The sequence below is a fragment of the Alloalcanivorax dieselolei B5 genome (assembly GCF_000300005.1).
GTDB lineage: Bacteria > Pseudomonadota > Gammaproteobacteria > Pseudomonadales > Alcanivoracaceae > Alloalcanivorax > Alloalcanivorax dieselolei.
The window spans coordinates 3585308-3606482 of record NC_018691.1 but is presented as its reverse complement, the minus strand read 5'-3'; the positions used below and the strand labels follow the sequence as shown (position 1 = coordinate 3606482).

Below are 21175 nucleotides of genomic sequence, written 5' to 3'. Positions count from 1 at the left end.
CTTGCTTGGCCTGGGGAATGGGACCAGACCCTGACTCTGGAAAGACTACTGGAGGAGTTTAGCGGAAAGCCAGTGGAAGCAGGATTGTTTCACATTTCAGGAGTTGGGTCCGCCCTCAGGAGGGCGCACAACTTCGTGGCGGGAGATGCCGGATCGAGTCCGGCATGGCGTTTTTTAGAGGTTCCTTAGTTCTTGCCTGGCCGTTCCCGTTCGAATTGCACCGGGCTGGGACGTTTCTTCAGGCGTCGCTGCAGGGTGCGCCGGTGGATGCCGAGAGCGGCGGCGGCGTGGGAGATATTGCCGCCGTGGGCGTCCAGTACCCGCTGGATATGTTCCCATTCCAGCCGTTGCAACGATGGCGGCGAGTCTGGCAGGGACTCCATTTGCGCCGGGTCGAGTCGCAGCGCGTCGAGAATGTCGCCGGCTCCGGCGGGCTTGGTCAGATAATTATGGGCGCCGCGGCGGGTGGCGGCGACGGCGGCGGCAATGCTGCCATAGCCGGTCAACACCAGAATCCGGCATTGGGGGAAATGCGTCAGTAGCGGGGCGATCAGATCAAGCCCGTTGTCGGCACCCAGATTCTGATCCAGCACCGCCGCGTCCAGGGTGGGCAGGGAGGCCATGCACTGGCGCGCCTGCCCGGCGTCGGCGGCCAGGGTCACGCTCAGGCCGTGGCGTTCCAGCGCCCGGCGTGTCTGGGTCGCCAGTAGCTCGTCGTCTTCCACCAGCAGCAGGGTTTCAAGCGCCATAACCACTCCAACGGATGCGGGCCTGGGTCCATTGCCGGCTGAATTCCATCTCCAGCCGTGCGTCCAGGTTTTCCAGGGTACTCTCCACCAGCGCCAGGCCGATGCCCATCCCCTCGCGGCCGGGGCGTTCCGGATGATCCGGACCATCATCACTGATCTGCAGGCGCCACTCCTCCGGCGCCGTGCTCAATTGAATCGCCAGCGTGCCGGCGCCGGCATCGATGGCGTTGTAGCCGAGATTGGCAAGCACCCGGAACCAGTCGCTGGCCTGTTTGAGCACGGCGTGGTCGGGGCCCTGATGGCGGATCTCCAGGGTGGGTTGCAGATGTCTGAGGTGCAGGCGCAAGCGGTCGATCAGGGCGGCGAAATCGATGTCCTCGGGGACGTCATGGTGATCGGCCCGGCGCAGCTTGCCGGCGACCTGCCGGGCCAGTGCGTGGATTTGTTCCAGATCGGCGCGCGTGGTGCCGGACAGCCCGGGCTCCTGCAAGGCGTTATCGCTGATCATCACCAGACTGCTCAACGGGGTGTTGAGTTCGTGGGCCTGGTGGGCCAGTGTCGCCGCCACCTGGTACATGCGCTCGCGGCGCCCGGCCAGTTCCATGGCCTTGTCCTGCTGACGCTGCTGTTGCCGGGTCAAGGCCTGGATCACCTGACCGAGGATGGAAAGCGTCACCGCCAGCGCGGCGAAAGCCACCGCCATGCCGATATTGTGCAGGGCGCTCAGTTCCCGGGTCAGAGCGTGCAGAGCGGTATGGGGGGCGGGCATGTGGTGCCACTGGCTCACCGTCATATAACCGGTCAGGGCGAGAATCAGCACCAGGCCATTGGTCATGGGGGGCAGGGTCATGCCGGCCATCAATACCGGTACCAGCAGGTAAAAGGTCATCGGGTTGCTGGCGCCGCCGAACAGTTGCACCACGGCGAGAAACAGCAGCACGTCCATGGCCAGCTCCACCGCCAGCAGACGTTGCTGAGGGCGGGGATCCAGATTCAATGTCAGCAGGGTCAACAGATTGGGCAGCAGTAGCGCGCCCAGCCACAGCAGTGGCGTGAGTGATAGCGGCACCAGCGCTGAAAACTGGCGCAGCACCAGCAGCGCCAGGGCGAGGGCGATCACCAGCACCGCCCGCAGCCAGAGCATGCGGCGGCGCCAGACTACGTAGGGAGGCAATCCGGTCATGGGCGCGATTGTACCTGGGCCAGCGCGGACAAGGTGCGGCTTTTTGCCACCGCCATCCCTGGCGGTGGCCCTGCGGGCCGTCGTTGGTACGACGTCGTGAATCGCTCCCGGCGATTCTTTTTGCCACCGCCATCCTTGGCGGCGGCCCTGCGGGCCGTCGCTGACGCGACGTCGTGAATCGTTCCGGACGATTCTTTTTGCCACCGCCATGAAACAGGGTGCCTCTTGCCAAGGGAGGAGAGCCGGCGGGCAGTGTTCCAGGACACGGGAGAAGCACGGTCCTGGAACACTGCCCGCCGGCTCTCCAGGAGCTTTGAAGTCACTCGCCTCGAATCAACCCTGCTACGAAGCCGCTGTAGGAGCTTGCCCTGCAAGCGAATTCCTTGGACGCAGCGGCCCGCTGCCCGGACAAGCTCCCACAGCGGCCTTGTGGCGACCTCAGGATTGATGTTTCCTCAGCCGCCGGCCTGTTCCAGCACGGCGATGTAGTCGTCGTTCTTGCCGTGGCCGCGCATCACCTCGATCAGGGTCCGGCCCTTGTCGTCCCGGGCGCGCAGGTCACCGTCCTGTTCGATGAAGAAGGCCAGGAAACGCTCGAAATCCTCCACGCGCAGGGCGCGATAGGCGCGAATCAGCACATGAAAATCGGCGTTCTCACCTTCCTCGGGAGGCAGGTCCAGAAACAGTTTGATTTGTTCGTCGGTCATCGGCTCGCCGATGACTTTGCGTTTGTCCTTGCGTTCAGCCATGTCGTGTCACCTTGGGAATGCCGGTACGGAGACCTTAAGGCTCCAGGGGCGGGGGATTATAGGGGGTTGGGCGGCGACTCGCATCTGTTGCGCGGGATGGAAGGGGAAGGGGAGGAAAGCCTGGCCGCGAGGAGCTCCCGGCCAGGCCAGCGGATCAGCCCGCCATATCCTTGAGCTTTTTCAACGGACGGATTTTTACCATGGTGCGGGCCGGTTTGGCCGCGAAGGTGGTTTCCTGACCGGTGAAAGGGTTGATGCCCTTGCGGGCCTTGGTCGCCGGTTTCTTCTGGGTGACGACTTTGATCAGACCCGGCAGGGTGAACTGGCCGGCGCCACGTTTCTTCAGATGACCTTCCATCACCACGGCCAGCTCATCAAAGACGGCATTGACGTCTTTTTTGGTGAGACCGGTGGTTTCACTGATCTGAGTAACGATTTGGGTTTTGGTCATCGGCTCGGCGATGGCTTTCACGGCTCGGGCCTTGGGAGTGGAGCTGGCGGTTTTCTTCACCGCTTTTTTCTTTGCAGCCATAGGATCGTTTACCCCTGTGTTTGATGACTTCCTGGAGAAGGTTGTTTAGTTGCTTCCCTGTCAGGGTACCCCTGGACTGCCTGACTCAGAGGCACGACTGAGCTGGTGCGCAGTCAGTTATATGCCAACGTTTCCCGACGTACAAGGCGTCCGGCACCTATTTTTTGCGGTGTTTGGCGTGCTTTGTCGGCTTTTTACAGATTCGCGGCAAGACCGGCACTGAAAATGGGCGATAACGAAGAGGGCGCCCCGCCTTCCGGCAACCCCGCCCAATGCTCCCTCGCGCGCCGGATGGCATGGCCCGGCCGCCCCTGAATCGCTATACTAGGCCGCCTTTTTCGGGCCCTGCCGGTGATGGGCCGGGACCGGCCAAAACGAACTCAAGACTGGACTGTGGACATGCGAAGCCATTATTGCGGTGATTTGCGGGCCTCCCATGATGGGGAGACGGTGGAACTGTGCGGTTGGGTACATCGCCGCCGCGATCACGGCGGGGTTATTTTCCTGGACGTGCGTGACCGCACTGGTCTGGTGCAGGTGGTGTTCGATCCCGATACGGTGGACGCCTTTGCCCTGGCCGACAAGGTTCGTGGCGAATACGTGCTGAAAATCACCGGCCGGGTGCGGCTGCGTGACGAGGCGGTGCGTAATGCGCGCATGGCCACCGGCGATATCGAAGTGCTGGGCAAGGCGCTGACCATTCTCAACGAAGCACAGACGCCGCCGTTCGAGCTGGACGAGTATTCCGCCGCCGGTGAGGAAGTGCGGTTGAAGTACCGCTATCTGGACCTGCGTCGACCGGAAGCTCTGCAGCGCTTCCAGTTCCGTTCCCGGCTCACCCATGCGGTACGCGCCTTCCTGGAGCAGGAAGGTTTCATGGACGTGGAAACCCCGGTACTGACCCGGGCCACGCCGGAAGGGGCACGGGATTATCTGGTGCCCAGCCGTACCCACGCCGGCAGCTTCTTCGCGCTGCCGCAATCTCCGCAGTTGTTCAAGCAGTTGCTGATGGTGGCCGGTTTCGATCGCTACTATCAGATCGCCAAGTGCTTCCGCGACGAGGACCTGCGCGCTGACCGTCAGCCGGAATTCACCCAGATCGACCTGGAAGCGTCTTTTGTCGAGGAAGAGGACATCATGGGCGTGGCCGAGCGTATGGCCCGTACCCTGTTCCGCGAGTTGCTGGATGTGGAGCTGCCGGAGTTTCCACGCATGACGTTCGCCGAGGCGATGAACCGCTACGGTTCCGACAAGCCGGATCTGCGCGTGCCGATGGAACTGGTGGACATCGCTGATCTGATGGATGGCGTGGAATTCAAGGTGTTCGCCGGCCCGGCCAAGGATCCCAAGGGGCGGGTGGTGGCGCTGAAAGTGCCCGGCGGCGCCGATCTGTCCCGCAAGGAAATCGATGAATACACCAAGTTCGTCGGTATCTACGGCGCCAAGGGGCTGGCCTATGTGAAGGTCAACGACCTGGCCGCTGGCGCCGAAGGGCTGCAATCCCCGATTCTCAAATTCCTCACCGAGGACGCCATCAAGGGCATCCTGGAACGGACCGGGGCCGCCACCGGCGATCTGATCTTCTTCGGTGCCGACAAGGCCAAAGTCGTCAATGAAGCGATCGGCGCGTTGCGGGTCAAGGTCGGCCATGAGCGTGGTCTGGCCGAGGGCGACTGGAAGCCGCTGTGGGTGGTGGACTTCCCCATGTTCGAGGAAGAAGACGGCCGCTATTATGCGCTGCACCATCCGTTCACCATGCCCAAGTGCGACCCCGAGGAACTGAAGAGCAACCCGGAAGGCGCGCTGTCGCGGGCCTACGATATGGTGCTCAATGGCACCGAACTGGGCGGCGGTTCCATCCGTATTCATCGCCCGGACATGCAGCAGACCGTGTTCGAGGCACTTGGCATTGACGAACAGGAAGCGCGCGAGAAATTCGGTTTCCTGCTCGACGCACTGAAATACGGTGCACCGCCCCACGGCGGTCTGGCCTTCGGCCTGGACCGCATGGTGATGCTGATGACCGGCAGCGACTCGATTCGTGAAGTGATTGCTTTCCCGAAAACCCAGACCGCGGCTTGCCTGATGACCAACGCGCCTTCGCCGGTGGACAATCAGCAGCTGCGCGAAGTGGGCATCAGCGTTCGCAAGGAAAATAACTAAAGCGCTGACACGCTTGCACGCAACACGCGGGTACGCTAAAAACGCGGGCCTCGCGTAACGGCGTGCCAGCGTGCCGGCGTGTTGCGTGCAAGCGGAGGTTTTTCATGGCAGGTCATAGTAAATGGGCCAATATCAAACACCGCAAGGCGGCCCAGGACGCCAAGCGCGGTAAGATCTTCACCAAGCTGATCCGCGAGATCACCGTGTCCGCCCGCATGGGCGGCGGCGAGATCAACGATAACCCGCGTCTGCGGGCGGCGGTGGACAAGGCGCTGACCAACAATATGACCCGGGACACCATCGACCGGGCGATCAAACGTGGCGCCGGCGGTGACGACAGCGCCAACATGGAAGAGATCACCTACGAAGGTTACGGCAAGGGTGGCGTGGCGGTGCTGGTGGAAACCATGACCGACAACGTCAATCGCACCGTGGCCGAAGTGCGTCATGCCTTCTCCAAGTTTGGTGGCAATCTTGGTACCAGCGGTTCGGTGGCGTTTCTGTTCACAAAGCGGGGTGAAATCTTCTTCGAGCCCGGCGTGGACGAAGAAAAGCTGATGGAATTGGCCCTGGAAGCCGGCGCCGAGGACGTGGAAGAAAACGACGACGGCAGCTTCCTGGTGGTGACCGCCCCGGATCGCAGCTTCGGTGACGTGGTCGATGCGCTCAAGGCGGGCGGCTTGGAGCCGGCGGATGCCGAGGTCACCATGCATCCATCCACCAGCGCGGAGATGGACGCCGACACCGCCGAGACCGTGGGCAAGATGGTCGACCATCTGGAAGATCTGGACGACGTGCAGAACGTCTACACCAACGCCGAGTGGTCGGAGCAATAACAGACGGCATTCACGCCTGCACGCAACACGCTTGCACGCCATGCTTGCCGGCCCAGTAGCGAGACGGGAAGGGCTGATTGCTCGGCAAGTCAGTCATCGCCGGTACGCTATTGCTTAGGGTTTTGCGTGCAAGCGTGTTGCGTGCAAGCGTGCTGGCGCCCATACGCTTGTACTGGACATAAGAACAGCGGAAAGGTTATATGAGGCAGGTAACGGCTACCTGCCTTTTTATTATGAGAATCGGCTGGACTCTATGACCATTTTGCTCGGTATCGACCCTGGCTCCCGGCACACCGGTTACGGTGTCATCGAGCAGCAGGGTAATCGCAGCCGCGCTTTGACCTTCGGCACCATCAGTACCCGCGGTGAGGACATGGCGCCACGCCTGGGGCAGATTTTCACCGGGCTGACCGAGCTGCTGACGCGCTTTCAGCCGGCGGAAATCAGTATCGAAAAGGTGTTCATGGCACGCAACGCGGATTCCGCGCTGAAGCTGGGTCAGGCCCGGGGCGCCGCGTTGGCGGCGCTGGTGCAAAGTGGCGCGCCGATATTTGAGTACTCCGCCCGCCAGGTGAAACAGGCGGTGGTGGGGAGCGGCGGCGCCGAGAAGGTTCAGGTGGCGGAAATGGTCCGGCATTTGCTGGGTTTGGACAAACGCCCGCAGGCGGATGCCGCCGATGCTCTGGCCATCGCCCTGTGTCATGCGCACATGCGCGTATCGCTGGCACGCATCGCCGGCGCCAGCGCGGTAAGACGAAGACGGATACGATGATCGGACAACTCAAAGGACAACTGCTGGACAAACGGCCGCCCTGGCTGCTGCTGGATGTGGGTGGTGTTGGCTACGAAGTGGAAGCGCCGATGACGGTGTTCTATGACATGCCGGAAGTCGGGGCGTCGTTGACACTGCATACCCATTTCGTGGTTCGCGAGGATGCCCAACTGCTGTACGGCTTCAACAGCCGTTATGAGCGCGAGCTGTTCCGCAGCCTGATCAAGGTCAACGGTGTCGGCCCGAAAATGGCGCTGGCGATTCTCTCCGGCATCGAAGCGGATCGGCTGGCCGCCTGTATCCGTGATCAGGACACCAGCTCCCTGGTGAAGGTGCCGGGTATCGGCAAGAAAACCGCCGAGCGTCTGGTTATCGAGATGTCCGATCGCCTGGACAAGCTGGAAGGCGCGCCGGCGATGCCGTCGGGGCTGGTGTCCCAGGCCGGCGCCAATGGCGTTCGTGACGACGCGGTGGCGGCGCTGGAAGCTCTGGGCTATCGCAATAAGGACGCGGTGGCGGCGGTGGCCCGCGCGGCGGAGGCCGGGGAGGAGACCAGCGAAGGTCTTATTCGCCGGGCTCTGCGTGGTCTGGCAAAGTGATGTCCTGTAAAGAGTGATGCCCCCGCACCATAAAGGGTGCTGCTCTGGCTCTATTGCTCTATTAGAGAAGGTGTAATGTCACCATGGACAATGATCGCCTGATTTCCTCCGGCGCTTCGGATCCCCGGGAAGAACAGCATGACCGGGCGATCCGGCCCGCCAATCTGGCCGATTACAACGGGCAACCCAAGGTCCGGGAGCGGCTGGAAATTTTCATCGACGCCGCCCGCGGGCGTGGCGAGACTCTTGATCACACCCTGATTTTCGGACCGCCGGGGCTGGGGAAGACCACGCTGGCCCATATCATCGCCCGGGAAATGGGGTCCGAATTGAAGTCCACCTCCGGTCCGGTGCTGGAAAAAGCCGGAGACCTGGCCGCCATCCTCACCAATCTGGAAGAGGGCGATGTGCTGTTCGTGGATGAGATCCACCGGCTGTCACCGGTGGTGGAAGAGATCCTCTATCCGGCCATGGAAGACTTCCAACTGGACATCATGATCGGCGAAGGGCCGGCGGCCCGTTCCATCAAACTGGATCTGCCGCCGTTCACCCTGGTTGGTGCCACCACTCGCGCCGGTTTGCTCACCGCGCCGTTACGTGACCGCTTCGGTATCGTGCAACGGCTGGAATTCTATAACGTCGACGACTTGTCGCGTATCGTCGCCCGTTCCTGCGACATCCTTGCCATTCCAGTGGATGAAAATGGCGCCCGGGAAGTGGCGCGCCGCGCCCGGGGTACGCCGCGGATCGCCAACCGGCTGCTGCGCCGGGTGCGGGACTATGCCGAAGTGAAAAGTGACGGTCGCATCGTCGGACCGGTGGCGGAGGCGGCGCTGGATATGCTGGAGGTGGACAGCCACGGTCTGGATGGCACCGACCGGCGGTTGCTGAACATGATGATGCATAAGTTCGACGGCGGTCCGGTGGGGCTGGACTCGTTGGCGGCGGCCCTTAACGAGGACGCCGGAACCCTGGAGGAAGTGGTGGAACCCTATCTGATTCAACAGGGTTTCATACAGCGCACGTCGCGGGGCCGGCAAGTGACCAACCACGCCTGGCGCCACTTCGGACTGCGCCGCCCGGGGAGTGATGGGGATTTGTTTAATGACTGAAAAATCTTCGACGGATCAGGACTTTGTCCTACCGGTGCGGGTCTATATCGAAGACACTGACGCCGGCGGTATCGTCTATTACGTGAACTATTTGAAATTCATGGAACGGGCCCGTACCGAATACCTGCGCTCCCTGGGCTACCAGCATTATGGGTTGTCCGAGGAGAATTATCAGTTCGTGGTGCATTCCTGCCAAGTGCGCTACCACAGTCCCGCGCGTATCGATGACGCCCTCGGTGTCAGCGCCGGACTGCGCCATCTGGGCAAGGCGACGTTGCTGTTCGCCCAACAGGTGCGCCGCGGAGATCAGCTTCTATGTGAAGCGGAAATCAAAATAGCCTGCGTCAGTGCCGACGGTATTCGCCCGAAAGCGTTGCCGGCGCCGCTGTACCAAAGATTCAAGGCCGAATATCGAGGAGAACGGGCCAATGATTGAAGCCTCCGACATGTCCATTGCTTCCCTGGTGCTGCATGCCGGGCCGGTGGTGAAGGCGGTAATGCTGGTGCTGCTGTTCGCCTCCCTGTTCTCCTGGTATGTGATCGTTACCCGCTACCGGGTATTGAGCCGGGCGCGCAAGGCGGGGCAGGCGTTCGAGGAAAAATTCTGGTCCGGCGGTGATCTGGCCAGCCTGTATAACCAGGTGCGCAAGAAATCCAATCCGGATTCCGGTACCGAGGCGATTTTCCGCGCCGGGTTCCAGGAATTCGTGCGGTTGTCGAAGACCTCCCGGGACAGTGACGCGGTGATGGACGGTGCCCAGCGGGCCATGCGCGTGGCGCTGCAGCGGGAAGAGGCGAGGCTGTCCCGCTACCTGCCGTTCCTGGCGTCGGTGGGCTCCACCAGTCCTTACATCGGCCTGTTCGGCACGGTATGGGGCATCATGCATTCGTTCCGCGCCCTGGCCAATGTGACCCAGGCCACGCTCAGCGTGGTGGCCCCGGGTATCGCCGAGGCGCTGGTGGCCACCGCCATCGGCCTGTTCGCGGCGATTCCGGCGGTGATGGCCTACAACCGCTACGCTTCTCTGTCCGATTCCCTGGTGGGCAACTGCGAAATGTTCGCCGAGGAGTTTTCCGCCGTTCTCCACCGCCAGGCCCATAGCCGGGAGGAGTAGATCGTGGCCCGATACCGACCTTCTTCAGGTATGCGCAGGCATACTCCGCGGAAGCTGGCCGCGGAGATGAACGTGGTGCCTTACATCGACGTGATGCTGGTGCTGCTGGTGATCTTCATGGCCACCGCGCCGATGATGACCCAGGGGGTCTCCGTGGATCTGCCCCAGGCCAATAGCGCGCCGCTGCCGACGGAAAATGACGAGCCGGTGATGATCGCGGTGGCCGCCGATGGCGGCTACTACATTAATGTCGGCGACGACAGTGAAGCCGCCACCGATCTGGAAGCATTGACCCAGCGGGTCACCGCCATTCACAGCGAGAAACCGGAAACCCTGTTCCTGGTGCGCGGTGATCAGAACGTGCCCTATGGCAAAGTAGTGGTACTGATGTCGGAGCTGCAGAGCGCCGGCGTCACCAAGCTGGGCCTGGTGACCGACCCGGCGGAGTTGCCATGAGTGACCGTGGGGTAGGCGCGGGGCTGTCCCTGTTCCTGCACCTGTTGGTGTTGGGAATGGTGCTGTTTACCTGGACCTCCGAGCCGGAACTGCGCCGTCCCCCGAAGATTCCTCCTCATGTGATGGCGGTGGTTACCGACCAGACCGAGCGGGCGGCGGCGCCCACCCGTCCCGAGCCCAAGCAAGAGACGCCGCAGCCCAAACCAGAGCCCAAGCCGAAACCTAAACCGGAGCCTAAGCCGGAACCGAAGCCGGAACCGAAGCCCAAGCCTGAGCCGAAGCCGGAACCCAAACCGAAACCCGAGCCTAAGCCAGAGCTGAAACCGAAGCCCGAACCCAAACCGGAACCCAAAAAACCGGAACCGAAACCGAAACCGAAACCGGAGCCACCGCTCAAGTTCGAGCAGCCGGACATGGAGGAACTGCTGGCTCAGGAACGGCTGGAGATGGCGCGTCAGGGTAAGAAGCAGGACCAGGAGAATCCCGGCAGCGGTGACCCGGACAGCAAGGTGGAACAGGAAACCGCCAGCTATATTGACGCCATCTCCTCGGCGGTGGCCCAACGCTGGCGCATTCCCGGCAACTACCGTAACCGGAACGACATCCGTACCCGGGTACGTATCCGGATGGTTCCCGGCGGTGACGTGGTCAATGTGGATGTGGTGAAGTCCAGCGGTTATCCGGACTTCGATGATTCCGTGGTCAAGGGCGTACAACTGGCCAGCCCCCTGCCGGTGCCGAAAGGCGACGGTTTTGAAGAGTTCCGAACGCTTGTGCTCGAATTTGAACCTGGAGATGCCAAATGAAGCGACTGATATTGGCCCTGGTCCTGGCGACACTGACGGTGGCCGCGCGGGCCGAGCTGTTGATCAAGGTCACCGAAGGACGGGTGGACGCGGTGCCGATCGCCATCGTGCCGTTTGACGGCGACAACCAGGCGCCGGAGCAGGTGTCCTCCATTGTCGAGGCGGACCTGCACCGCAGTGGTCAGTTCAAACCGCTACCGGCCAAGAACATGCTCAGCCGGCCGCACACCAAGGACGCGATCATTTACCGGGATTTCCGTGTGCTCGGCCAGGAGTATCTGGTGATCGGCCATACCAAGCCGCGGGACGATGGCCGCTATGAAGTGACCTATGGCTTGTATGACGTGGGTCGCCAGCGTGAACTGTTCAGCGAAAGCTACAGTCCCACCAAAGCTCAATTGCGGGATGTGGCCCACGCCATTTCCGATCGCATCTATGAAGAGCTCACCGGCATTCCCGGTGCCTTTTCCACCAAGATCCTTTATGTCACCCATAACCGTGGCGCCAAGCTGCCTTATCAACTGCAGTACGCCGATGCCGACGGCCATCGGGTGAAGACCATTCTGTCCAGTGCCGAGCCGATCATGAGCCCGTCCTGGTCACCGGATGGCAGCAAGATCGCCTATGTCTCCTTCGAGAACAACGGCAAGCCGAACATCTACGTGCACAATCTGGCGTCCGGACAGCGCTCGGTGGTGAGCCGGGAGCGGGGTATCAACGGCGCTCCGTCCTGGTCACCGGACGGTCAGCGTCTGGTGATCACCCTGTCCAAGGATGGTAATCCGGAGCTGTATATGGTGAATGTGAACGGCGGCGGGTTGACCCGGCTGACGGACAACTACGGTATCGATACCGAGGCGCGCTGGATGCCGGACGGCGAGCACGTGGTGTTCACGTCCAGCCGTTCCGGTGGCCCGCAGATCTACATGCTCAACATCAACGACAAATCGGCCCGGCGGGTTTCCTTCGAGGGCAATTACAACGCCCGTCCGGATGTCACCCCGGACGGCCGGTATCTGGTTTATGTGCACCGTCGCAACGGCAGTTTCAACGTCGGCGTGCAGGACCTGCAGCGGGGTACGTTCGATATTGTGACTCAGACCAATATGGATGAGTCGCCCAGTGTTGCGCCTAATGGAAGTATGGTAATTTACGGTACGCAACGTCGCGGCACGGGGGTCCTGGAGGCCGTATCCATTGATGGCAGAGTCAAGGTAGAGCTGCCGTCGAAGGAAGGGGAAGTCAGGGAACCGGCCTGGTCGCCGTTTCTGTAGATGCTGACTCGCATCTCAGGTGTCTGGCCCAGGATGAGCCACGCGTCAGCGTTGTCACTGACGGGCCGGGGACGGATGCGGAGGTTTCTCCATAAACGGGTCTCAGTGTTCGAAATTACAGGAAATTAATCAGGAGTTTTGTCATGCGTTCATTCGTCAATCCTTTGTTTGCCGTTATTCTGGCCGGTGTTCTTGCCGCCTGTTCCAGCACGCCCACCGAGCAGGACACGTCCGCCACGGACACCTCCGGCATGGACTCCCAGACCGGCACCACTCAGCCGGTTCAGCGTCCCGAGTCCACCCGTCCTGACACCAGCAGTGTTCCGCTGACCGCGGATAACTTCCACAACCACCCGTCCAACTACGACGGCACCACCGATACTCGTGTGATCTACTTCGCATTCGACAGCAACACCGTTCCGGCGGCCGCTTTCGAAACCCTGCGTGCCCATGCGACCTACCTGAAGAACAACGCCAACGCCAAGCTGCGCCTGGAAGGCCATGCCGACGAGCGCGGTACCCGTGAGTACAACGTGGCTCTGTCCGAGCGTCGTGCTCAGGCGGTACAGAAGTTCCTGCGCGTTCAGGGCGTATCCTCTTCCCAACTGGAAGTGGTGTCCTACGGTGAAGAGAAGCCCGCCGCTTTCGGTCACAGCGAAATGGACTGGGCGAAAAACCGTCGCGTTGAATTGAACTACGTGGCAGGTCGTCCGTAAGCCATGATGTTGAAGCAGGCCATCAATAGACTCGCAACACATGGGTTCATCGGTGCCCTGCTTGCGGGGGCCGTGATTACTGCGCAGGCGCAGACCGGCCCTCTGTCCGTGGAGGACCGTAGCGGTTCCCGGGGTGGTGCTCGCACCGTCGCTGCGGAACCCGCTGGCGGTAACGACGGCGTGATCATGCTGATGCAGCAAATGCAGCAGTATGAGGAACAGCTCCAGGATTTACAGGGACAGATCGAACGTCTGCGCCATGAAGTGGACCGGCTCAAGGCCGCCGAGCGTGAGCGTTATCTGGACCTGGATACCCGAATCAATGCTCTGGTGGAGAGTACCGCGCCGGCTCCGGCCGACAGCGAGAACGCCACCGGGGATGGAGAGGAAGGCGGCGAGCCGGCGGCGGATCCGCAAGCCGATCGCCAAGCCTATAATGATGCCCAGCGTAAATTGCTGGACCGCGACTTCGAAGGCGCCGTACCGGCCCTGGAAACCTATCTGGAAGAGTATCCGAACGGCCGGTATCGTCCGCAGGCCCACTTCTGGCTGGGTGAAGCCTATTCCAACCTGAAATCACCGCAACTGACCAAGGCCCGGGAACAGTTCTCCAAGGTGGTGGACGATTACCCGGATCACAGCCGGGCGCCCACCAGCCTGTACAAACTGGCCAGCCTGCAGGCGCGGGGCGGCAGTACCGTCCAGGCTCGCGACACTCTGAACCGTCTGGTCAAACAGTATCCGGACTCCTCCGAGGCGGAGCTGGCCAAGGCCATGCTCAAGCAACTGGGCAACTGAACCGCCAGCCCGGCGCCGGGGAGTCCCCGGCGCTTTCCCTGTGTTAGAATGCACGCCATTCCGGGGCTCGATTCCGACCCTGAATGATTCCGCCCTGTTCCGGGCGGTCATCCGTATCCACCATCACATCCGCATTCGCCGCCGGTCAGGAGCCACAGTGGAACTGCGTATCACCGAGATTTTTCACTCTCTGCAGGGCGAAGCCCGCAGCGTGGGACGGCCCACCGTCTTCGTGCGGCTGACCGGCTGCCCCCAGCGTTGCGTCTGGTGTGATACGGAATATGCCTTTCAGGGCGGGCAAAAATGGTCCCTGGACGATATTCTCGAGACCGTGGACGGCTACGGAGCAGGCTATGTCACGGTGACCGGCGGCGAACCGCTGGCGCAACCCAACTGCCTGCCCCTACTGACGCTTTTGTGTGACCGGGGCTATGAGGTGAGTCTGGAAACCGGGGGCGCCATGGACATCGCCGCCGTGGACGAGCGCGTCTCGGTGGTGATGGATCTGAAGGCGCCGGGCTCCGGTGAGCAGCACAATAATCGGCTGGAAAACATTCCACTGCTGCGGCCGAACCATCAGGTGAAGTTCGTGCTGGCGGACCGTCGCGACTACGACTGGGCCCGCTTCATGCTTGATCAGCACCAATTGGCACGGCGGGTGTCCGATGTGCTGTTCTCGCCGGTGCAGGGGCAGCTAGCACCGACCGACCTGGCGGATTGGATCGTGCGGGACCGCTTGCCGGTACGCTTCCAGATCCAGCTGCATAAATTACTGTGGAACGATGCTCAGGGGCGCTGAAGCCCTGGGGCTGTGATGACGGAGAACATAACATGAGCACCGCCGTGGTACTGCTGTCCGGGGGCCTGGATTCCGCCACCTGTCTGGCCATGGCGCGGGCCGAAGGGCACCGCTGTCATACCATCGCCTTCGACTATGGCCAGCGCACCCGCTCGGAACTGAAAGCCGCCGAACGCGTTTCCCGCGCGCTGGGCGCGGAGTCCCATCGGGTGATCGAACTGGGTCTCGGAAACATCGGCGGTTCCGCGCTCACTGACCACGACATCGCGGTGCCGGAAAACGTACCTGAAGAAGAGAGCGACGGCATTCCGGTGACCTATGTGCCGGCGCGCAACACCGTGTTTCTGTCACTGGCGCTGGGATTGGCGGAGGTGCTGGAGGCCGATGTCATTTATATCGGTGTCAACGCGGTGGATTATTCCGGTTACCCGGATTGCCGGCCGGCGTTCATCGAAGCGTTTCAGAACATGGCCAACCTGGCCACCAAAGCCGGGGTGGAAGGACACCCGATCCGTATCGCCACGCCACTGATGAATTTGTCCAAGGCGGACATCATTCGGGAAGGGACGCGGCTGGGGCTGGATTATGGCCTCACTGTGTCCTGCTATCAGGCCGACGAAGAGGGGCAGGCCTGTGGGCGCTGCGACAGTTGCCGGCTGCGCCGCCAGGGCTTCGAGGAAGCATTGGTTAAAGATCCGACAAAGTATCAGGGGGCGTGAAAAAAATCCCGGTTTCCCCCTTGTCATGCGGAAATAAATCCGTATTATTTGCGCCTCGTTCGACGGGTCGTTAGCTCAGTTGGTAGAGCAGTTGGCTTTTAACCAATTGGTCGTAGGTTCGAATCCTACACGACCCACCAATTTCCAAGAGGGCTGCCGCCAGGCAGCCCTTTTTTTTATGACCGCCGTCCATGGCGGCCACACCCTGCGGGCCGTCGCCCATCCTGCCTAGGGGGCGGCATTTTAGCCTTATTTTATATGCATAAAATGCTTTATTCTGAGCCCGAAAGACAATGAATCCGGGGCTTGTGGCGTTTTACTCCATACTCTTGACGGCACCCGCCGTGACCCCCTCTTTGGCTGTGGTATGATTCGCCCCCCCGGTGGCATCAACATCCTTGATTGTCACCGGGACAGCGACGAGGGTCCGATCCGGACCGATTGTCGGCTTTCCGATCCTCACACGGGGCGGCGATGCGATATGAGTGCTCAGGCTAAAGAACTGGTCCGCGCCCATCTGGCCCATGCCGGTGGCGAGCAGGAGATGACCCTGGAACAGCGGGAATTCTACCGCGAGCGGATTAAAGAGAAGTTACAGGCCCGCGACGCGGTGATGGTGGCGCACTATTACACTGATCCGGAGATCCAGGCTCTGGCCGAGGAAACCGGCGGTTGCGTGGCGGATTCCCTGGAAATGGCCCGCTTCGGCAAGGAGCATCCGGCCAGTACCCTGATCGTGGCCGGTGTGCGTTTCATGGGCGAGACGGCGAAGATTCTCAGCCCGGAAAAGCGGGTGTTCATGCCCACTCTGGAAGCCACCTGCTCCCTGGATATCGGCTGTCCGGAGGATGAGTTCGCCGCCTTCTGCGAACAGCATCCGGACCGTACCGTGGTGGTTTACGCCAATACCTCCGCGGCGGTGAAAGCCCGGGCTGACTGGGTGGTGACGTCGTCCATCGCGGTGGAACTGATCGAGTATCTGGACCAGCGCGGCGAGAAGATTCTATGGGCGCCGGATCAGCATCTGGGAGCCTATGTGCGCGACAAGACCGGTGCCGATGTGCTCTGTTGGGACGGCGCCTGTATCGTCCACGAGGAGTTCAAGGCGCGCGGCGTGGAAGAGCTGAAAGCCGTCCATCCCGGTGCCGCGGTACTGGTGCACCCGGAGTCACCGGCCTCGGTGGTGGCCATCGCTGACGTGGTGGGTTCCACCTCGCAGTTGATCAAAGCGGCCACCGAGATGCCCAACGACACCTTCATCGTCGCCACCGACAAGGGCATCTTCTACAAGATGCAGCAACTGGCGCCGGAGAAGACCTTCATCGAAGCGCCCACCGCCGGCAGCGGCGCCACGTGCCGCAGTTGTGCCCATTGCCCGTGGATGGCCATGAACGGCCTGGAGAACACCCTGGCGGTGCTGCAGGACGACAACGGTTGCGGGCAGGAAATCTTTGTCGATCCGGACCTGGCCCGCCGCGCCATGGTGCCTCTGGACCGCATGCTGGATTTTGGCAAGAGCCTGAAACGCTGATCGATTGGGCGGCGGTTCGGGGATGCGTCCCGGGCCGCCGTCAAAACTCCTCTTCGGAAAGCCGCTCCATTTCCTTGAGACGCGCATTCAGAGCGCTGCGTAGGGCGAACTGTCCGCTGGCTTCCTTCAGAGCAAACTGCATTTGTTGTTTGGCCTCGCGGTCCCGGCCGCGCAGGAACGCGTATTCGGCCCGGCCCCGATGAGCGCGCGCCAGTTCCCCGCTGTTGCCCCAGGCATCCGCCGCCATGGACCACAGCATGGGATCATCCGGGCGCTGCCGTAGCAGCGGTTCCAGGATCGGCACCGCTTTTTTCGGCTGCTTGGAATACAGATACGCCCGTGCCAGCAGTACCGAGCTGGGGTAGCCTTCCGGGTTGATCTTCTGCACCCACTGGGCCATTTCGATGGCACGGGGATAATCGCCTTCCGCCAGCGCCACTTCCGCCAGGCCCAGCGGATACCACAGTTCGGTGCGGTCCTGTTGGCGTAACTGCTCCAGCCGACGCCGGGCCAGATCGTACTTTTTGTCGTACAGGGCCGACATGGCGAGGCCATAGCGGGCCGCTTCCTGCTGCCTGGCGTCGCCGTTTTTCAGCCGTTTCTGGAAGTAGGCTTCGGCGCGTTGATAATCGTCGAAGAAGGACGCCTGGATACGGGAGCGTACCAGCTCGAAGGGCAGCGAGGTTTCCTGTTTCGGGTGAGGAAGGTTACGGGCTCGGGCGCGGCTGTCCGCCACCCGGCTTTCGGTGACCGGGTGAGTGAGCAGAAACTCTGGCGGATCGCCGGCGAATTGTTGCTGTTCCACCAGCCGTTCAAAAAAACGGGGCATGGCATTCGGGTCCAGGCCCGCCGAGACCAGAGTCTGCATGCCAACCCGATCCGCCTCCCGTTCGTGGTGGCGGGAGTAGGCCAGTTGAGACTGGATCACACCGGCCTGGGTGGCGGCCATGCCGGCCATGCCGGCTTGAGCGTCGCCCGCCACCGCCACCGCGATGCTGGCCAGCATGGCCGCCAGCATGGCGATGTTGGTGCGCTGGGAATCCACGTAGCGACGGGTAAAATGGCGTTGACTGACGTGGGCGATTTCGTGGGCCACCACACTGGCCACTTCATCCATGGATCCGGCGTTGAGAAACAGGCCGGCGTTGAGGCCGATGACGCCACCGGGTACCGCGAAAGCATTGATGGCATGGCTGTTGATCACCACGATGGAGAGATTGGGTTCGTGCAGGTCGCTGAACGAAGCCAATCGATAAACCAGGCTTTCCACGTAGTCTTGTACCAGTGGATCGGTCATGATCGGTGTCTTGCCGCGCAGACTGCGCAGCCAACTACGGCCCAGCCGGTACTCCTGGTCCGTGGACAGCAACGCCGCCGCCGGATCACCGAGATCGGGCAGATCCTGGGCGCGGCCGGGCGGCGCGGCGAGCACCACCACCAGGCTGAGTATCAGAGCGTGCATGGCACGGATCACAAAGTAACTCCTGATATAAGGATGGCACCCTTTGATGGATGGCACCCGACACAATTCCGAGGATCCGATGACAGTTCATCAGACCCTGGACGCCAGGGGGCTTCAATGCCCCTTGCCGTTACTGAAAACCCGCCAGGCCCTGCGACATCTGGCGCCGGGGCAGATGTTGCGGGTACTGGCCTCCGATGCCGGTTCGGCAAGGGATATTCCCGCCTATCTTCGACAATCACCTCATGATCTGGTTCGCGATGGCGAAACGGAGGGCGAGTACGAGTTTCTGATACGCTGTGGGGCCGCCGACGACGGCGCATAGAGACTGTGTAAATTACACGGAACTATCAACCCCTCCGAGAGTTCTTTACGCCGTGGCGGCGTAAAGGTTATGAACAGGCTCTGATAATCCGATACCCGGTTTTAATAAGGAAGGCACTCGATGTTCAAAGTGTTCAAGGGCTGGATGGAACGCTGGTTCGCTGATGAAGAGGCGGTCTATCTGCTGGTGGCCCTGGTGGGGGGGCTGGCCGTCATCCTGCTGTTTGGCAACATCCTGGCGCCGGTGCTGGCGGCACTGGTGCTGGCCTATCTGATGCAGGGGCTGGTCAGTGCCCTGGAACGGCGTGGTTTGCCCTCTCTGTTGGCGGTGACGTTGGTGTTCCTGCTGTTCCTTGGCGGCCTGGTGGCCACGCTGGTGGTGCTGTTGCCGATGGTGTGGCAGCAAACGGCCATGCTGGTGCGGGATCAACTGCCCCACGTGCTCAAGAACAGCGAGCAATGGTTGCGGGAATTGCCTCAGCAATATCCGGAAGTGATTTCCATCGAGCAGGTGAACATCCTGGTCAACTCCGCCCAGCGGGAACTGGCCCAATTCGGACAGGCGGTGCTGTCGTTGTCGCTGTCATCGATTCCCAACTTGTTGGAAATTTTGGTGTTTCTGGTGCTGGTGCCGCTGCTGGTGTTCTTTTTCCTCAAGGACCGGCAGGCACTGGTGTCCTGGCTGCTCGGGCTGCTGCCTTCCCGGCGCAACGTGCTGGGCCGGGTTTGGCAGGAGATGGACGGCCAGATCGCCAACTATGTGCGTGGCAAGGCCATCGAAATCCTGGTGGTGGGAACGGCAAGTTTCGTGGCGTTCCTGTTACTGGATCTCAATTACGCGCTATTGCTGGCGGTGATGGTGGGCTTGTCGGTCATCGTCCCCTATGTGGGGGCGACCCTGGTGACCTTGCCGGTGGCGGCGGTGGGCTACGCCCAGTTTGGCTGGAGCGGAGACTTCGCCCTGGTGATGGTGATATACGGGGTGATTCAGTTCCTGGACGGCAACATCCTGGTACCGTTGCTGTTTTCCGAAGCGGTGAATCTGCACCCGGTGGCGATCATCATCGCGATTCTGTTCTTCGGCGGGATCTGGGGGCTGTGGGGTGTGTTCTTCGCCATTCCCCTGGCCACTCTGCTGAAAGCGGTGCTCAACGCCTGGCCGCGGGAAGAGAAGGAAAAGCCCCAGGAACTACCCGCAGCCGAGTAAAGGGGGGCGGCTCGTGAGCCGCGCCCCCTCCCGGGCTCAGAGCGCTTGGGCCGCTTCCAGCACCTCGTCCACGTGGTCCTTGACCTTGACCTTGCGCCATTCCTTGCGCAGTACGCCCTTGGCGTCGATCAGGAAGGTGCTGCGTTCGATGCCTTCGAATTCCTTGCCGTACATCTTCTTCAGCTTGATCACATCGAACAGACGGCAGACGGTCTCGTCCTCGTCGCTGATCAACTCGAAGGGAAATGCCTGCTTGGCCTTGAAGTTCTCGTGCCGGCGCAGGGAATCCTTGGAGATGCCGAACACCTCGCAGCCGGCTTTCTGGAAGGCGCCGTACTGATCGCGGAAGTTCTGGCCCTCGGTGGTGCAGCCGGGGGTGCTGTCTTTCGGGTAGAAGTACAGCACCAGATTCCGGCCCTGCCAGTCACTGAGAGTGAAGGTGGTGTCGCTGGTGGCCGGAGCGGAAAAGTCGGGGACCGGCTTGTCCAGTTCTACGGTCATGGGGTGTCCTTATCGTTTATCGTTTCGGGGTCATGGTGGCGTCCAGGTTGCGGCCTTCGCAGAAATCCAGGAAGGCCTCGCGCAGGCGCGCCACCGAGTGTTCGGTGGGAATGCTCAGTGCCAGATGCAGGCGGAACATGGCGGTGCCGGTATGGGGCGCGGCGTAGGTGCCGGTGGTCAGGTCGGCGATGTTGATGCCGCGTCCGGAGAAGAACTCGGCGATTTCATGGACGATGCCCGGGTGGTCCATGGCCACCACCTCGACTTCGTAGGGCAGCGCCTGCTGCGCGGTATCGCCGCTGCGGGTGCGTTTCAGCGTCAACGCCAGATCCAGCTTGCCTTCCAGGGTGGTGCGGTCCTGTTCCAGACGCGCCAGGGCGTCTTCTTCCGCCGCCACCAGCATCAGCACGGCGAACTCGCCGCCCAGCAGGGTCATGCGCGAGTCCAGAATGTTGCCGCCATACTCCAGCACGGTCCTGGACAGGGCATGAACGATGCCCGGCCGGTCGGAGCCAAGGGCGGAAATGACGATCAGTGACTCAGTGGCCATGATGGGATCCTCGCAAGCGTAAAAACTTGCTAACGTCGGTGGAACGTCGGCAAGCGGGAAGGCAGTAGCTTAACGCTACTGGTCGGGGACCGAAACCTCGCTCCGATGTTCCGGGAATGCGCCGCGAATGCCCCGTGCCGATGCCTTTTCCGGCGAATTGATATTGTTCAGGCCAAGCGCGGAGGGGTACCATACGCGGTTTGGGGAACCGCGGTTCCCAAG

24 protein-coding genes and 1 tRNA gene are annotated in these 21175 nt (G+C 61.7%); 18 read left to right on the top strand and 7 right to left on the bottom strand.

Going from position 1 to position 21175, the window contains the following annotated elements:
* Positions 1-185: 185 nt before the first annotated feature.
* The 4 genes from B5T_RS16015 to B5T_RS16000 form a co-directional block, all read right to left on the bottom strand.
* A complete protein-coding gene (locus tag B5T_RS16015) occupies positions 186-749 on the bottom strand; it encodes a response regulator transcription factor (RefSeq protein WP_014995568.1) in 564 nt (187 codons plus the stop codon).
* Positions 739-1932 carry an ATP-binding protein gene (locus tag B5T_RS16010; protein ID WP_014995567.1) on the bottom strand — a complete coding sequence of 398 codons (1194 nt, stop codon included), beginning with the start codon at positions 1930-1932 and terminating at the stop codon, positions 739-741. The genes B5T_RS16015 and B5T_RS16010 overlap by 11 nt, the downstream gene beginning before the upstream one ends.
* Positions 1933-2387: 455 nt before the next feature.
* On the bottom strand, positions 2388-2681 hold the full coding sequence (locus tag B5T_RS16005) for a PA4642 family protein (protein WP_014995566.1): 294 nt from the start codon (positions 2679-2681) through the stop codon (positions 2388-2390).
* Between the two features lie 154 nt (positions 2682-2835).
* Complete coding sequence (locus B5T_RS16000) at positions 2836-3213, bottom strand: HU family DNA-binding protein (protein WP_014995565.1); 378 nt, start codon at positions 3211-3213, stop codon at positions 2836-2838.
* Positions 3214-3612: 399 nt separating this feature from the next.
* On the opposite strand from B5T_RS16000, the gene aspS reads away from it, so the two are divergent.
* The 16 genes from aspS to nadA all read left to right on the top strand — a co-directional run bounded on the left by aspS (position 3613) and on the right by nadA (position 16909).
* The gene (gene aspS / locus B5T_RS15995; protein ID WP_014995564.1) at positions 3613-5376 is read left to right on the top strand and encodes an aspartate--tRNA ligase; all 1764 of its coding nucleotides are present in this window, start codon (positions 3613-3615) and stop codon (positions 5374-5376) included.
* A 104-nt stretch (positions 5377-5480) separates the two neighbouring features.
* Positions 5481-6212, top strand: coding sequence for a YebC/PmpR family DNA-binding transcriptional regulator (locus tag B5T_RS15990; RefSeq protein WP_014995563.1), 732 nt, complete (start codon positions 5481-5483; stop codon positions 6210-6212).
* Between the two features lie 253 nt (positions 6213-6465).
* On the top strand, positions 6466-6984 hold the full coding sequence (gene ruvC, locus B5T_RS15985) for a crossover junction endodeoxyribonuclease RuvC (RefSeq protein ID WP_014995562.1): 519 nt from the start codon (positions 6466-6468) through the stop codon (positions 6982-6984).
* On the top strand, positions 6981-7583 hold the full coding sequence (ruvA, locus tag B5T_RS15980) for a Holliday junction branch migration protein RuvA (protein WP_014995561.1): 603 nt from the start codon (positions 6981-6983) through the stop codon (positions 7581-7583). The genes ruvC and ruvA overlap by 4 nt, the downstream gene beginning before the upstream one ends.
* 83 nt (positions 7584-7666) lie before the next feature.
* Positions 7667-8695, top strand: coding sequence for a Holliday junction branch migration DNA helicase RuvB (gene ruvB, locus B5T_RS15975; RefSeq protein ID WP_014995560.1), 1029 nt, complete (start codon positions 7667-7669; stop codon positions 8693-8695).
* Entirely contained in the window at positions 8688-9131 is a 444-nt protein-coding gene (gene ybgC / locus B5T_RS15970) for a tol-pal system-associated acyl-CoA thioesterase (protein ID WP_022996145.1), read from the top strand. Before ruvB ends, ybgC begins: the two co-directional genes overlap by 8 nt.
* Entirely contained in the window at positions 9124-9810 is a 687-nt protein-coding gene (gene tolQ / locus B5T_RS15965; protein WP_014995558.1) for a protein TolQ, read from the top strand. Before ybgC ends, tolQ begins: the two co-directional genes overlap by 8 nt.
* Before the next feature lie 30 nt (positions 9811-9840).
* Positions 9841-10266, top strand: a complete 426-nt coding sequence (gene tolR, locus B5T_RS15960; protein ID WP_041717081.1) for a protein TolR — start codon at positions 9841-9843, stop codon at positions 10264-10266.
* Positions 10263-11072 (top strand): cell envelope integrity protein TolA, encoded by an 810-nt coding sequence (locus B5T_RS15955; RefSeq protein ID WP_014995556.1) that lies wholly within the window; start codon positions 10263-10265, stop codon positions 11070-11072. The genes tolR and B5T_RS15955 overlap by 4 nt, the downstream gene beginning before the upstream one ends.
* Complete coding sequence (gene tolB / locus B5T_RS15950) at positions 11069-12346, top strand: Tol-Pal system beta propeller repeat protein TolB (RefSeq protein WP_014995555.1); 1278 nt, start codon at positions 11069-11071, stop codon at positions 12344-12346. Before B5T_RS15955 ends, tolB begins: the two co-directional genes overlap by 4 nt.
* Positions 12347-12489: 143 nt before the next feature.
* A complete protein-coding gene (pal, locus tag B5T_RS15945) occupies positions 12490-13062 on the top strand; it encodes a peptidoglycan-associated lipoprotein Pal (protein ID WP_022996141.1) in 573 nt (190 codons plus the stop codon).
* Between the two features lie 72 nt (positions 13063-13134).
* The gene (gene ybgF, locus B5T_RS15940; protein WP_229682948.1) at positions 13135-13860 is read left to right on the top strand and encodes a tol-pal system protein YbgF; all 726 of its coding nucleotides are present in this window, start codon (positions 13135-13137) and stop codon (positions 13858-13860) included.
* Between the two features lie 157 nt (positions 13861-14017).
* On the top strand, positions 14018-14659 hold the full coding sequence (gene queE / locus B5T_RS15935) for a 7-carboxy-7-deazaguanine synthase QueE (protein ID WP_041717080.1): 642 nt from the start codon (positions 14018-14020) through the stop codon (positions 14657-14659).
* A gap of 32 nt (positions 14660-14691) precedes the next feature.
* Positions 14692-15378 (top strand): 7-cyano-7-deazaguanine synthase QueC, encoded by a 687-nt coding sequence (gene queC, locus B5T_RS15930; RefSeq protein ID WP_014995551.1) that lies wholly within the window; start codon positions 14692-14694, stop codon positions 15376-15378.
* Between the two features lie 64 nt (positions 15379-15442).
* A tRNA-Lys gene (locus tag B5T_RS15925) sits at positions 15443-15518 on the top strand.
* A gap of 341 nt (positions 15519-15859) precedes the next feature.
* Complete coding sequence (nadA, locus tag B5T_RS15920) at positions 15860-16909, top strand: quinolinate synthase NadA (RefSeq protein WP_014995550.1); 1050 nt, start codon at positions 15860-15862, stop codon at positions 16907-16909.
* A gap of 40 nt (positions 16910-16949) precedes the next feature.
* On the opposite strand, the gene B5T_RS15915 is transcribed toward nadA, so the two are convergent.
* Entirely contained in the window at positions 16950-18383 is a 1434-nt protein-coding gene (locus B5T_RS15915; protein ID WP_014995549.1) for a M48 family metalloprotease, read from the bottom strand.
* A gap of 34 nt (positions 18384-18417) precedes the next feature.
* Here B5T_RS15915 and B5T_RS15910 point away from each other — a divergent pair, with 34 nt between their 5' ends.
* Together B5T_RS15910 and B5T_RS15905 are read left to right on the top strand one after the other, a co-directional pair.
* Positions 18418-18696 (top strand): sulfurtransferase TusA family protein, encoded by a 279-nt coding sequence (locus tag B5T_RS15910; protein WP_014995548.1) that lies wholly within the window; start codon positions 18418-18420, stop codon positions 18694-18696.
* Between the two features lie 120 nt (positions 18697-18816).
* A complete protein-coding gene (locus tag B5T_RS15905; RefSeq protein ID WP_014995547.1) occupies positions 18817-19902 on the top strand; it encodes an AI-2E family transporter in 1086 nt (361 codons plus the stop codon).
* A gap of 36 nt (positions 19903-19938) precedes the next feature.
* Here B5T_RS15905 and B5T_RS15900 read toward each other — a convergent pair whose 3' ends face one another.
* Positions 19939-20403: a peroxiredoxin gene (locus B5T_RS15900; RefSeq protein WP_014995546.1), complete on the bottom strand. Its 465-nt coding sequence runs from the start codon at positions 20401-20403 to the stop codon at positions 19939-19941.
* A 16-nt stretch (positions 20404-20419) separates the two neighbouring features.
* On the bottom strand, positions 20420-20953 hold the full coding sequence (locus tag B5T_RS15895; RefSeq protein WP_014995545.1) for a glycine cleavage system protein R: 534 nt from the start codon (positions 20951-20953) through the stop codon (positions 20420-20422).
* Positions 20954-21175: the final 222 nt, after the last annotated feature.